The organism is Candidatus Poriferisodalis sp., assembly GCF_965208925.1.
GTDB lineage: Bacteria > Actinomycetota > Acidimicrobiia > Acidimicrobiales > Poriferisodalaceae > Poriferisodalis.
The window spans coordinates 628000-640607 of sequence record NZ_OZ242364.1 but is presented as its reverse complement, the minus strand read 5'-3'; the positions used below and the strand labels follow the sequence as shown (position 1 = coordinate 640607).

General features: G+C 68.1%; 11 protein-coding genes. 4 read left to right on the top strand and 7 right to left on the bottom strand.

Annotation, left to right across the window (positions count from 1 at the left end):
- Positions 1–14: 14 nt before the first annotated feature.
- The 3 genes from ACOGI5_RS02670 to ACOGI5_RS02660 all read right to left on the bottom strand — a co-directional run bounded on the left by ACOGI5_RS02670 (position 15) and on the right by ACOGI5_RS02660 (position 4259).
- Entirely contained in the window at positions 15–1457 is a 1443-nt protein-coding gene (locus ACOGI5_RS02670) for an ABC transporter substrate-binding protein (protein ID WP_419862931.1), read from the bottom strand.
- Positions 1458–1569: 112 nt separating this feature from the next.
- Complete coding sequence (locus ACOGI5_RS02665; RefSeq protein WP_419862930.1) at positions 1570–2583, bottom strand: LacI family DNA-binding transcriptional regulator; 1014 nt, start codon at positions 2581–2583, stop codon at positions 1570–1572.
- Complete coding sequence (locus tag ACOGI5_RS02660) at positions 2580–4259, bottom strand: alpha-amylase family glycosyl hydrolase (RefSeq protein ID WP_419862929.1); 1680 nt, start codon at positions 4257–4259, stop codon at positions 2580–2582. Before ACOGI5_RS02660 ends, ACOGI5_RS02665 begins: the two co-directional genes overlap by 4 nt.
- A gap of 392 nt (positions 4260–4651) precedes the next feature.
- On the opposite strand from ACOGI5_RS02660, the gene ACOGI5_RS02655 reads away from it, so the two are divergent.
- Positions 4652–5188: a YbhB/YbcL family Raf kinase inhibitor-like protein gene (locus tag ACOGI5_RS02655; protein ID WP_419862928.1), complete on the top strand. Its 537-nt coding sequence runs from the start codon at positions 4652–4654 to the stop codon at positions 5186–5188.
- A gap of 102 nt (positions 5189–5290) precedes the next feature.
- Positions 5291–7090 carry a hypothetical protein gene (locus tag ACOGI5_RS02650; RefSeq protein ID WP_419862927.1) on the top strand — a complete coding sequence of 600 codons (1800 nt, stop codon included), beginning with the start codon at positions 5291–5293 and terminating at the stop codon, positions 7088–7090.
- Between the two features lie 71 nt (positions 7091–7161).
- Here ACOGI5_RS02650 and ACOGI5_RS02645 read toward each other — a convergent pair whose 3' ends face one another.
- Both ACOGI5_RS02645 and ACOGI5_RS02640 read right to left on the bottom strand, forming a co-directional pair.
- Entirely contained in the window at positions 7162–7515 is a 354-nt protein-coding gene (locus ACOGI5_RS02645; RefSeq protein WP_419862926.1) for a hypothetical protein, read from the bottom strand.
- 48 nt (positions 7516–7563) lie between these two features.
- A complete protein-coding gene (locus tag ACOGI5_RS02640) occupies positions 7564–8289 on the bottom strand; it encodes an alkylhydroperoxidase-related (seleno)protein (protein ID WP_419862925.1) in 726 nt (241 codons plus the stop codon).
- A 222-nt stretch (positions 8290–8511) separates the two neighbouring features.
- Here ACOGI5_RS02640 and ACOGI5_RS02635 point away from each other — a divergent pair, with 222 nt between their 5' ends.
- Complete coding sequence (locus ACOGI5_RS02635) at positions 8512–9441, top strand: Dyp-type peroxidase (RefSeq protein WP_419862924.1); 930 nt, start codon at positions 8512–8514, stop codon at positions 9439–9441.
- 132 nt (positions 9442–9573) lie between these two features.
- Here the strand turns inward: ACOGI5_RS02635 and ACOGI5_RS02630 are convergent, their stop codons facing one another.
- Positions 9574–10362, bottom strand: a complete 789-nt coding sequence (locus ACOGI5_RS02630; protein ID WP_419862923.1) for an enoyl-CoA hydratase/isomerase family protein — start codon at positions 10360–10362, stop codon at positions 9574–9576.
- Positions 10363–10453: 91 nt separating this feature from the next.
- Here ACOGI5_RS02630 and ACOGI5_RS02625 point away from each other — a divergent pair, with 91 nt between their 5' ends.
- The gene (locus tag ACOGI5_RS02625; RefSeq protein WP_419862922.1) at positions 10454–11641 is read left to right on the top strand and encodes a phytanoyl-CoA dioxygenase family protein; all 1188 of its coding nucleotides are present in this window, start codon (positions 10454–10456) and stop codon (positions 11639–11641) included.
- 21 nt (positions 11642–11662) lie between these two features.
- Here ACOGI5_RS02625 and ACOGI5_RS02620 read toward each other — a convergent pair whose 3' ends face one another.
- The gene (locus ACOGI5_RS02620) at positions 11663–12559 is read right to left on the bottom strand and encodes a LysR family transcriptional regulator (protein ID WP_419862921.1); all 897 of its coding nucleotides are present in this window, start codon (positions 12557–12559) and stop codon (positions 11663–11665) included.
- Positions 12560–12608: the final 49 nt, after the last annotated feature.

Here is a 12608-nt window from a genome sequence, read left to right as displayed (position 1 = left end):
ACGACTGCCGCCGCCTACTGCGGCCAGCTGTCGTCGATGGCTTGCGTTGCCTCGGCAACGGTCTTGTCGCCGTTGACGACGGCGGTGCCCTCGGTCCAGAAGGTGCCGGCGCCGACTTCGGCGGGCATCAGGTCTGAACCGTCGAAGCGCACGACATCGGCGTTCTGCAGGATGTCGAGGAACGACTGCTCGAGCGGCTGGTACACGCTCGGGTCCTGGTTCGTCGCTGCCGACAGGAAGCCGGACAGGCCACCGCCCTTGCGCTCGGTCTGTGCCTGCTGGCGCACCTCGGCGTAGGTGGAGCTGGCGAAGTACTTCATGACTTCCCACACCTCGGGAGCGTCGCGGAAGGCGCCCACCAGGGTGCCGGCGCCCAGCACAGGCTGGTCGCCCTTGACCGACGGGAAGTAGAAGGTGTCCACGGCATCGGCCGAGCCGTCGGCGAATGCGGTTCCCTCCGGGATGAACGCCGCGTAGAAGGACGCCTGACGGTGCATCATGCAGTCGTCGTCGACCAGCGGCTGGCCGTTGTCGCCGAATGGAGTGGCGGCGATGGAGCCGCCCGCGGCGAACACCATGCCCGGCGTGTTCCACAGGTCGAGCACCTCGGTGAACACACCGCTGACTTCGGCGCTGGAGAAGGCCAGTTCGCCGGCGACCCATGCGTCGTATTCGGCGGGCGTGTGGAAGCGCAGCATCAGGTCTTCGACCCAGTCGGTGAAGGTCCAGCCGGTGGCCGGGCCGCTCTCGATGCCGATGCAGAAGGGGGTGTCGCCGTTGGCGATCATCTCGGCCGACAGCGCCTTGAGCTCGTCCCAGGTGCCGGGCACCGAGTAGCCCTTCGACTCGAACAGCGCCGGCTTGTACCACACCAGCGACTTCAGGTCCGACTTGTTCGGGATGCCGTACTGGGTTCCGTCGACATCGCCGAACGCCGTCCAGGCGGGCGTCCAGTGCTCGTTCATGGCTGCGATGACATCGTCGGGCAGCGCGATGAGGTGGCCGTCACGTGCGAAGTCGGCCAGCTTGCCCGGCTGCGGGAAGATGAAGATGTCCGGCGGGTTGCCGCCGGCAGCTTGTGCGTTGATCTGGTCCGCGGCGTCGCGGGCACCGGTGTAGCTGATCTCGATGCCGGTCTGGGCGGCGAAGTGGTCGAGCGCATCTCGCAGCGCACCGGCTTCCTCGTCGCTGGACTCGGGACCGAAGACGGTCACCTTGGTGCCCGACAGGTCCATCATGTCGTCGGACATGTCGTCATCCATGGAGTCGTCCATCGACTCGTCATCCATGGAGTCGTCCATCGACTCGTCGGCCATCGCCTCGGTCGCGGCCGGCGCCTCTTCGGCGTCTCCGTCGTCATCGCTGCCGCACGCCGCCGCGATGAGCCCGAAGGCCAGCGCGATGGCCAGGAGACGCGCCCAGCGGAGTCGGGTGCGTCTGTTGCTGTGGTCTCTCATGTGTTCCTCCCTGGGGGACCGCAAACCGGTGCGCCCGCGCATGTTGCAAGCGCTTGCAGACACGGTTGCCGAAGCCTAGCCGACTGCCGAATGGACGCGCCCGCCGGGTATCTCACGGCGAACCCACTGAATCGCGGACGATCAGCTCGGTGTCGAGCTGGATGTGCTGGGGTGCAGGCGTGGCAGCCTCCAGCGACCGCAGCACCAGCTCCGCAGCGGCGACACCCTGGTCAGCAACGTGCTGGCGCACGGTCGTCAAGCCCACGAGACGGCTCTGGTCGTGGTCATCGACGCCGACGAGCGACAGATCGTCACCGACGCTCAGACCCAGATCGCGCGCCGCGAGCATGGCGCCGAACGCCTGCTCGTCGCACATGGCGAAGATCGCAGTCGGCGGCTCCGCGGCCCCGAGCAGCACGTGGGCCGCGCGTCGTGCCTCGGCCCAGCTGTTGCTCGTCGAAACGGTCATCGCCGGATCAGGCGTCAGCCCCGCTGCGCTGTGCGCCCGGGCATAGCCCTCTGCTCGCCGGCTGGGGATGGAGAAGTTGAGCGAATCCCCGCTGCTGAGGCTGAGCAACCCGATGCGCCGGTGGCCGTTGTCGAGCAGGAGCTCGGTGGCGGTGCGGCCGACCGCCACGTTGTCCACCGTCACCGAGCTGAGCGCCGCCGTCCGGAAGCCGACCGTGACAGCACAGCCGCCTTGCGCCACGAAGGCGCTCGCCACATCGGGACCCACGGCGACGTCGATCAGCACTACCGCATCGCTGCGACCCGATCTGACGCCGTTCAGCTCTATGAAGCGACGGCGTTCGTCGGAGTTGGCGACGCCCGACAGCAACAGGTCGTATCCCGCTGCGGTCGTGTGACGGCCCAGCGCGCCCACGATCGTCGCGTTGAACCAGGCGGCTGGGTCGGGCACCGCCGCGGCGATCGTGTTGGTCGTCCCTGCGGCCAGCCGTGCTGCGGGCAGGTTGGGCCGGTAGTCGAGTTCGGCAGCGGCCGTGAGCACTCTCTGCCGTGTGGCTGAGGCGACATGGGGCAACCCCCGCAATGCCCGGCTGACCGTCGCAGTGGATACTCCCGCGGCTCGGGCGACGTCGCCGATCCGAACCATGGGACCCGTCATTCCTGCCACACCATCGCGCTCGCCGGGGCGAGCAGATAGGTCCCGTTCGACTGTCTCGATCCTGCGGGCGCTCCGGATTCGGCTACCCCGTCATAGGGATGGGGACACGCCGCCGACGAGTCATACAGCACGGTGGCGATGGCCGGGATCTCCACTTCGTGGGAGTCGTCGCCGACGCTCGCAGCGACCCCGATGCGGCCCCGGCGGTACGAGATGACCGGTCCGCGGCCGCTGTCGATCCACTCCACGGCGTCCTCGCCGTCAGCAGATCCATTCGAGAGCACGGATCGCACCCGCTGCTGGGTGTCGAGCAGCGCCCGATAGGCCCCCAGCCATGACCGCTCGTCGTTGGACTGCGCAGCGGCCGTCTCGCCCGAGGGACGCGCGGCAGAGCGCAGCCACGGCTCGGCGGCCGAGAAACCGTTGTGCGGGCCGTCGCCCCAGGGCATCGGGGTGCGGCAGCCGTCTCGGCCGGCGCCGACGTCGTCGTCGGGACCGACGGGATCCAGCTTGTCCTCTGCAGCCACCTCGCCGTCGGCCAGGCCGAGCTCCTCGCCCTGGTACAGCACCAGGGTGCCGGGCAGGAACGCGGCGAGCACGTTGAAGGCAAGGGTGCGCGCTGCACCCCAATGCTGCGGGGTCCCCGCGGCGCGGTCGGCGTCGGGCGCCGACGCGAAGCGGGTCGGCGCCCGTGGCATGTCGTGGCTGCTCATCGCCCACACCAGGCGGTCGGCCAAGGCGCTCGACGGGCCGCGGAGCGTTCTGCGAATCTCGCCGGCGTCCCAATCGATGTGCATCGGCGCGAACCAGTAGCCGCCGTGCATGCCGTCGGGCGGCAGCAGATCGTCCATGCCCCGCGGATCGAGGTGGTACGTCTCCCCGTGCAGGAACGCCCCGTAGGAATCGCAGATCTTGCGCCAGCGCCGGAAGACGTCCTGGCTCTCAGGCTGGAAGACGTCGTAGAGATGCTCGAAGCAATCCCACTGCTCCCAGCGGGACGCTCGGGGCGGGATGGGAAGGAGCTGCGGGTTCGAGCGCAGCCCAGCGTCCTTGACCAGGCCGCCGGCCACGTCGACCCGGAAGCCGGCGACACCGCGGTCGAGCCAGAACCGCAAGATGTCGTCCCACTCGTCGGCCACCGCCGGATTGCGCCAATTCAGATCCGGCTGCGACGTCAGGAACAGGTGCAGGTAGTACTGGCCGGACTCAGGCTCCAGCGTCCACGCCGGACCGCCGAAGTAGCCCACCCAGTTGTTCGGCGGACCGCCGTCGGGGGCGGGGTCGCGCCAGATGTAGTAGTCGCGGTAGCGAGCCCGCTCGGCTTCGCCGGCGTTGCCGAGTGCGGCCTGGAACCATCGGTGAGCACTGCTCGTGTGATTGGGCACCAGGTCGGTCACGACGCGGATGCCGCGACCGGCGGCGTCGGCCACCAGCGCGTCGAAGGCGGCCAGATCGCCGAACAGCGGGTCGACGTCGCAGTAGTCAGCGACGTCGTAGCCCCAGTCGTGCCCGGGCGTGGGATAGAAGGGCGTCACCCAGATGAAGTCGACCCCGAGGTCGCTCAGGTAGCCGAGCTTGGACCGGATGCCGGCCAGGTCGCCGACGCCGTCGTCGTTCGAGTCGGCGAAGGATCGCAGATACACCTGGTAGCCGACGGCGTCAGTCCACCATGGCAAAGACAATTGGGGCGAAGACGGGCGGCGGTCCGATGTCGGGCTGTCAGGCGTCACGCCGTCTCCAGTCATGTTCCGGGCAGCGCCGCCACCTGCGGCAACGTGCCTGCGGTCAGTCTGCCCCGATTCTGCAACCGATTGCAGGATCAGATCATGCGGCGGCCGGGCTGTGTAACCCAAAGACCGACCCGCCGAAGCGGGCCGGGCTGTGTAACCCAAAGACCGACCCGCCGAAGCGGGCCGGTCCTTGGTCTGTCAGTTTGGGTTGTGTGATGTGCAGCTCGGAGTTCACACCCCGAGCGGTGAACACGCGGCTTGTCTAGCGCAGTGCAACGAATAGTGTCAACTGTCCGAGCGCAGCCGCCCTCGGGCAGGTGAACAGAAAGACACTCGTGATGCCACAACCTCCGAGCCCCTATGACTTCCTTCCTGCAGTCGCGTCGTTCGAGGTGCGCAGCGACGATGTGGCTGAGGGGCAGATGCTGCCGATGCCGCAGGTCTCGGGCATCTTCGGCGCTGGCGGCGAAGATCGATCGCCGCATCTCGCGTGGTCGGGTGCGCCTGATGGCACCCAGAGCTACGCCGTGACCTGTTTCGATCCCGACGCGCCCACCGGCAGCGGATTCTGGCACTGGGTGGTGTATGACATCCCTGCGTCGTGCGCTGAGCTTGCCTCGGGTGCCGGCAATGCCGAGGGCAGCGGGCTGCCCGACGGAGCCAAGCAGCTCCGCAACGACGCCGGGCTGTCCGGCTACCTGGGCTCGGCGCCGCCCGCGGGCCATGGCCCGCACCGCTACATGTTCGCCGTGCACGCGCTGAACGTTGCCTCGCTGCCGATCGATGAGAGCGTCTCGCCGGCAATCTGCGGCTTCAACATGTTCGGCACGACGCTGGCCCGGGCCCTCATCACGCCTGTTTACGAACAGGGCTAGCCATGGCTGCCGGAATGCCCCAGCGGCATTCCGATCCCGCAGGCTCCAGCGAATGGCGGTGCTCGTTCTCCGTCTCGCTCGGAATGACGACGTGGGGGAGACGTGCTTGACAACGATCAGGACGTGACCGACGACGATCTTGCTGCCCTCGAGGTGATCTACCGCGTCATGTGGGAAGACGAGGGCTCTGGGCTGCACAAGCATGTGGCGCGCAGCTTTCGAGCATGGGCCCAGATGCAGCACCCGCATCTCGACGTGGCCGATGTCGAATCTGACGGTGGGGAGGGCGACCACATCGCGCAGGAGAACGGAACCCGCGTCGACCTGACGCGGGCCACCCGGACCAACGGCGGCGTCACTACGACGACGCTGGAGCTCGCCCAGCACGCCGCGCTGGGCAGGTCGGTGGTCAGAATCCGCGTGCTCAGCGGCAACGGCGAGGCCTGGGTCTGGGTGGACGTCGAGGCACCTCCCCTTGCTTCGGTGCCGGTGAGCCTGGGCGCAGTCGATCCGGGGGTCTCCGCTGCGGCGGGCTCGGATTCAGGGCAGTCACGCTGGGCTCAACTGCGCTCGACGGGGGCCGAGTCGCTCGTGTCCGAGCTGCTCGACACTGCTCACCGCCGGGGCGGACGGCCCCACCTCGGCCGCGAACCGCTCACGACGTCACCGGTGCCGGTCCGTGATGCCGAGCACGCCAAGGCGATCCGCAATGCGGTCCTGTCGCCTGATCGTCCGGTCCCGTATCTCGTGCTGGCGTGGGATCCCATCAACCCCAACACAGCACTCGGCGACATGACCCGGCGAGCGCAGAGCGCAGCTTCCCAAGTCGCCGGTCTGGCTCGCGTCTTCGTCATGCCGCTGGAGACGCTGACGCCGTTTCAGCGCCTGATCGGCGGCGAGATGGACCTGGAGCCGGGCGAGGCGCGGCTGTACCTGCCGGGCCAGCACGAACCGCACCGGCATCGCACCCTCGCCAAGGAGGTAGTGCGATCGGACGCGCATCAGGCCGGCCGCTGGGCCAGTCAGCTGCTGAGCCTTGCCATGGTCGAGCGCGAGCCGCCCACCCTCTTCAGCCAGTCTCAAGCCGAGCTCGGCAGTCAGCGCAGGGCGCCCGAACTGGCGTCCGGCTCTGGCCTTCATGAGCGCATCGAGGCGCTCGAATCCGAGCGTGACGATCTGTGGGAAGCGTTGTTCGAGACGCGTGAGCAGCGACAGGCCGCCCGGGATCAGCGCGACGAGATGTCCCAGCAGGTCCTCGACATGCAGGACGAGCTCGAGCTGGCGCAGCTTCGCACCGAGGAGCTCCAGGAGAAGCTCATCGACAAGGAAGACCAGATGGTGGAGATGCTGGTGCGAGTCGGCGAAGCCGGCACCCCGATGGTCACCGATGCCGCTGGCAGGAAGTACCCGCCGGTGACGTCGGTGAGCCACGCGCTGCAGCTCGCTCGGGCCAACCTCGTCAGGGTCGAGATCCCGCCCGAGATCGATCAGCACGTCGCCGAGCTGGACAACTCGATCGAGGCGCGGTCATGGGCGCGCAGCGTGTTCGACGGGCTGCTTGCACTCGAGGCCTACGCCCATTCGGGCGCCGAGTTCGGCGACTTTCGGGACTGGTGCAAGTCGAGCAAGCATCCGCGCAAATGGTTCGCGAACTCGAAGAAGCTGGCCATGCGCGAATCCGAAGAGGTGATGAGGCGACCCGAGCTGAGACGCCTGCGGGAGATGCCGGTGTCGGCGCGGGTCAGCGACGCAGGCCACATCGTCATGGAGGCGCATCTCAAGCTGTCCAACGGCGGACTCGCACCGAGGCTCTATTTTCACGACGACACCGGTCGCAACACCGGCAAGGTGCATGTGGGCTATGTCGGCCCGCACCTGCCGACCAAGCGCTTCAGGTCCTGAGACCGAGGCCGGGTCGCCGGAACTTCTTGCTCCGTGCCCCGGCGCCGATGCCGGGTTGTCAGCTCGGGTCGTCAGTTCGACGCTCCCTGGGCGGTCTGGCGGTCGCCTTGGGGATCGCGGCGCGACACGAAGCCGTTGAGGTCACAGGCCTCGCGCACGGGCGCCGACATGTCGTAGGTGCCGGGGTCCAGCGGGGTGCCGGTGCCGTCGGCGACTCGCGTCATCATGTGGAAGTTGGCGCTGACGGCGACCGCATCCACCATGACGTCGGCGCCGGCGGCGTCGACCACTGCGGCACGTGCGGCAGCGGTGGCCTCGGCGTCGCCCTCCCACATCGCCTCGGCGAGGCGCGCCAGCAGCGCGCCGTGGGGCACGCCGCCGTCACCGTCGCTGGATCCGTTGACGGTCTCGTAGCTGACGTCCATGTCCTTTTGCTGGCCGCTCAGACCGAGCAGCAACGCATGTGCAGACGTTCAGTAGAAGCACTCGTTGAGCTTGGACGTGCGCGCCGCGAGCACTTCGATCTGCGGGCGAGTCAGCGAGTTGCGGTCGGCCACCACATCGCCGCGCACCCGCTCCATCGGCACGTACTGGGCATCGGACAGGATGAACAGTGCCTCGTTCTCCGCCGGCACGGCGCTGAGCGCCTTGATGACATTGGGCATCTTGAGATCGGCCGTGGGAACCCAGTGGTACTTGACCGCCGCGGGTGCTCCTTCCCTGCCAGGCGGGCCGTCGGCAGGCTCGTTGAGTTCGATCCGGGGCAGCTCCAATGCGTCGGCGAAGCGGTCGACGCAGTTGGACTGCGCCACGAGGCCCACCAGCTCCACGTAGGCCAGCGGATCGACGCCGCGGTCGATGATCGACTGGTACCAGTCCTCGGTGAGCGTGCCGGGGTGATTGGTGATGCGCCAAATGGCGTCGACGGCTGCGGCGGGCAGCGGGCCATCGGGATCGACGAGGCCGTCGATGCTGCTGGGCTGCACCCAGGGCGGCAGCGCGCCGCCGTCGTCGGTGCGATGGTCGCGTGCTGCACGCACCTGGCGGACGATCTCGGCACGCTGGGCCCCAGTCCACCAGGTCCCCGGCCGCGACCAGCGCGCGGCGATCTCGCCGTGGGCTGCCGCCAGATCGTCCCTGATGGGCAGCGCGGCGTCATACGGGCGGGCCGGTGTGGCCGCTGCAGTTGCGATGCTCATGGGCGCTTCTCCGCTGGTCGTGGCCGTCGGGTGCGACGGCCGATTGCATCATGCTGGCACAGCGTGAGCAACCATTCAGCAGTCGGGCAGCAGCGGCAGAAGCGAGGGTGCGCGTGGCGCGTCGGTTGGCCTACGATCAGCCACGGCAGTCACGCCTTGGCGCCCCGCGGCGTCCGGCGCGGCCGCTTCACGTCGCACCAATCACACCCTCAAGGAGCAACGATGCCGACGCCGCAGAAGGCCATCTTCAACGAGATGGGCGCCAACCAGTGGTATGTCCACCTGAGTCGCGTCGAGGGCGCTGACCTCGGTGTCATCAAGTCCGTCATCGCGGCCACCAGGGCTGCCGCAGACGAACAGGGCATCAACCTGACCGTCGGCATCGGTCCCGGCCTGCTGCCGGATCTGACCGACGACGTGCCCGAGGACTTCCAGGAGTACGTGACCGTCAAGTCCGAGGATGGCTCCGGGCGCGAGGCCAAGGGCACGCAGGAAGAGCTGCTGCTGTGGCTGAACCACGACGACAAGGACAAGGTGTGGAAGGTGCAGTACGACGCCCGCACCGCGCTGGCCGGCCACATGGCCGTGGCTCGTGAGACGCCGACGTTCATCTACGGCGATTCGCTCGACATGACCGGCTTCAAGGACGGCACCGGCAACCCCGCCGACGAAGACCAGCCCGCCGTGGCCATCGTGCCCGACGGCGATCCGGGTGCGGGCGGCAGCCACATCATCGCCCAGCGCTGGGTGCACGACCTCGACGGCTGGAACGCCCTGTCGGACGATCAGCAGGAGAAGAACTTCGGGCGCAAGAAGTACCCCGAAACCGACAAGACCGACAGCCAGGAGCCTTACAGCCACCTCAGTCACGTCGAGCTGCGTGCCGACGGCAACCACGGCAACGAGGGCAGCGACAAGATCAACGAGATCGCCCGCCGCTCCACGCCGTACGCGTTCCACGACGGCACCGTGGGGCTGTACTTCATGGCCTTCTGCAAGGATCAGGCTCCGCTGCGGCGTCGTCTGCGGCGGATGTACGGGCTCGATGACGCGAATGGCGTGCGCGACGCGATCACCGACTTCTCGAACCCGGCGTCGGGCTCGTTCTACTTCGCTCCCAGCGAAGAGACGCTCGACGCCATCACCGGCTGACAGGCCAAACGCATAGGTACGCCCGCTGCGAAGGCGGCAGCGCCCTCTGCTCCGGGAATCCGGCAGGTTCCAACCTCGCAGAGTCCACTGCCGCCTCCGCAGCTATGGCATCTGTTCCATCCGCCAGTGCACTCAGGACTCTTCGGGCGTTTGGTCGCGGAACCACTCGCGGGCTGACATCGAGGCGATTGCTTCTAGGGCGAGGCCGGTGTGCAGGTCGTCGGCCATGGCGCGCCGCAGCGGGCGCACCAAGGCGTGCCGTGTGTTGCGCAGCAGGATCGGGTTGAGCTGGGCTAGGTCCGCAGCAATCTCTTGGGCGCGGGCCATCAGGCCGCCGACGGGCAGCACTTCGCCGACTATGCCCAGCTCGTGGGCTTCGGTCGCGCCGATCTGCTGGCCGGTCAGCAGGAAGTAGCGGCCCCTGTTGGGTCCGAGCAGCAGCGGCCAGACGATCTGCATGCTGTCGCCGGGCACGAGCCCGCCGGGGAAGTGCGGCGCATCCTGGAAGTAGGCGCCCTCGGCGGCCAGCACGATGTCGCAGAGGACCGCCAGCTCGGAGTGCACGGTCACCGGGCCGTTCACCGCCGCGATCATCGGCACCTCGATGTCGAGCATCTGGTCGACCAGCCGGTTGCCTTCCCAGATGATGCGGTCCCACACGGTTGCGTTGGCGCGCCCTTCGGCGAGCGCATTGACCTCATCGGGCAGCTCGATGAACGACTCGCCGGTGCCGGTGAGGATGACCACCTTGATGTCACGGTCGGAGGCGAGCGCCATGAACAGTTCGGGCAGCTCGCGGTGGGGGCGGCCGCCCCACTGCAGCGGGCCGTCGCGGGTGTGCATGCGCACGGTCACCACGCCGGCGTCGTCGCGGGTCACCTCGGCGGTGCGGTATCGGTCTGCGTACTCGTGAAACTCCATGGGCTCATGCTCGCAGAGCCGAGCCGTGCACGAGAGAGCCTGCGAGTTGCCCGATTACCATCGTCGCGACAGGCACTGTTGGGGGAATGCGATGACAGACGTTGCGGATCCGGTACGGACGGCTGACACGCCGACGAGAGCCGAGCATCTCGCTGAGATGGCCGACTACCTCGCCGAGGGAGTGCAGCGCGCGCACGACACCGGCAACCGGGGGCCGGTCCGGTTCGGCCCCGACGGCAAGCTGCACCCCGACATCCTGGACGACTTCTGGAAGCACGGCTTCTATGTGTTCACCGGCGTGGTCGATGCCGACGAGATCGCCGAGCTGCGAGCCGACGTGGCCGAGGTGATCGAGCGCGCGCCGGTGCGCAAGGGCGCCGACGTGGACAAGCACGGCCGCCCTGCGCTGGGGCGGGACTGCGCCGTCGAGCCCTACATCCACGTCGCGCCGCTGTCGGACCCGTGGGGCGGCACCAGCGCGCTGGCGGGCCGCCACCAGGTGCAGATGGACCAGCCCATGCCCGATGCCGATGCCCCGCCCGACGTGGTGTACCTGATCTTCGGCATGTGCCAGTCGATGCCCTCGGCGCTGCGCCTGTACGGGCACCCGGACCTGATGTCGATCGCCGAGAGCATCAACGGCCCCGACTTCGTCCCCTACAACGACGCGATCTTCGTGAAGGAGCCCGGGCTCGGCGGCTCGGTGTCGTGGCATCAGGACGGTGTGACCCACTGGGACAACCCCGACTGGGACATGGGCATCCACGGCTTCAACTTCCAAGTGCAGCTGTATGAGACCACGGCGGCGAATGCCCTGTGGGTCGTGCCGGGCTCGCACACTGCGGGGCGCATCGACCTGCGAGCCAAGGTGGCTGACAACGGCGGCAGCGTGATGCTGCCCGATGCCATCCCGCTGCTGTGCGAGCCGGGCGATGCGACGGTGGTGAACCGTCACATGATCCACGGCTCGTACGCCAACACGTCGGCAGATCCGCGGATCTCGATCACGTTCGGCTTCCACCGGCGCAGCTCGGTGCTGGGCGTGGCCGGCCAGCTTCGGGTGCACGAGCGCGACGCAGCGATCGTCTACGACGAGGAGCGGGTGTTCAAGCGGTCATCGGTGATTGCCGTGGCTATCGACGCCCGGGCCCAGCACCGTCCCGACGAGCGCCGCTATACCTATGCGCCCTTCGTCGGCCTCGAGGACGACTTCCGTTTCAACGACGAGACCTTCGAGCGCGTCATCCGCGACTACAACCTCAACGACCTCGCCATCTGAACCGCAGTCGAGATTGACGACTCAGGCCGCCGACGCCGGACCGTAGAGCTCGGCCACGACGTCGAGGGCTTGGGCCACGAGCGGCAGCGGCTCGCCTGAGCGGGTGAGCAGCAGCAGGGGGACCGAGGCCGCGGCGTCGCTGATGGGTGCGTAGTAGAGGCCAGGCGGTCGGAACGTCTGCACGCTTGCGGGCACGATGGCGACGCCCTCGCCCGCCGCCACGAATCCGAGGATGGTGGTGTATTCCGTCGCTTCGATCGTCGGGTCATAGGCGACGCCTTGGGCGCTGAGCATCCCGGCGAGCACAGCGTGCAGGCTGGGGGACACATTGCGGTCGAATCCGATGATCGGCTCACCGGCAAGCTCGCCCAGGTACGCGGCACCGGATGCGGCGAGGCGGTGGGACGCGCTGGCTGCCAGCAGCAGCCGCTCGTGCATCACGAGTGTTGCCTCCACGCCGTCGGCATCGGCAGCGGCCCTGCCGATGCCCAGATCGATCCCTCCGGCCCGCAGGGCCTTGACCTGCTCGTCGGAGCTCAGCGTGTGCAGCTCGAAGTCGACCTTGGGCCGGCGCCGGCGGTACTCGGCCAGCACGCGCGGCATTACCTCATACGCCGCGGAGTCGACGAATCCCACCCGCAGCGTGCCCGCCTGGCCGTGCCTGCGCTGTTCCATGAGGCGCTCGACGCCGTCTGCGGCAGCCAGCAGGCGGACAGCTTCGGGGTACAGGAACGTTCCGGCGTCAGTGAGGGTGACCCGTCGCGTGCTGCGGTCGAACAGGGTGGTGTCCAGCTCGTGCTCGAGCAGGCGGATCTGCTGGCTGAGCGGAGGCTGGGACATGTGCAGGCGATCGGCGGCCCGTCCGAAGTGGAGTTCTTCGGCCACGGCGGCGAAGTAGCGCAGACGTTGGAGGTTCACGGTGTTGCACCTGCTGCAAATAATATGGGTTAGCTCTTAATCAATCCTA

Bases quoted from the DNA above. Each gene is read 5' to 3' on its own strand.
- ACOGI5_RS02670 (WP_419862931.1), bottom strand. From the start codon at position 1,457: ATGAGAGACCACAGCAACAGACGCACCCGACTCCGCTGGGCGCGTCTC.
- ACOGI5_RS02665 (WP_419862930.1), bottom strand. From the start codon at position 2,583: ATGACGGGTCCCATGGTTCGGATCGGCGACGTCGCCCGAGCCGCGGGA.
- ACOGI5_RS02655 (WP_419862928.1), top strand. From the start codon at position 4,652: ATGCCACAACCTCCGAGCCCCTATGACTTCCTTCCTGCAGTCGCGTCG.
- ACOGI5_RS02645 (WP_419862926.1), bottom strand. From the start codon at position 7,515: ATGGACGTCAGCTACGAGACCGTCAACGGATCCAGCGACGGTGACGGC.
- ACOGI5_RS02640 (WP_419862925.1), bottom strand. From the start codon at position 8,289: ATGAGCATCGCAACTGCAGCGGCCACACCGGCCCGCCCGTATGACGCC.
- ACOGI5_RS02635 (WP_419862924.1), top strand. From the start codon at position 8,512: ATGCCGACGCCGCAGAAGGCCATCTTCAACGAGATGGGCGCCAACCAG.
- ACOGI5_RS02630 (WP_419862923.1), bottom strand. From the start codon at position 10,362: ATGGAGTTTCACGAGTACGCAGACCGATACCGCACCGCCGAGGTGACC.
- ACOGI5_RS02625 (WP_419862922.1), top strand. From the start codon at position 10,454: ATGACAGACGTTGCGGATCCGGTACGGACGGCTGACACGCCGACGAGA.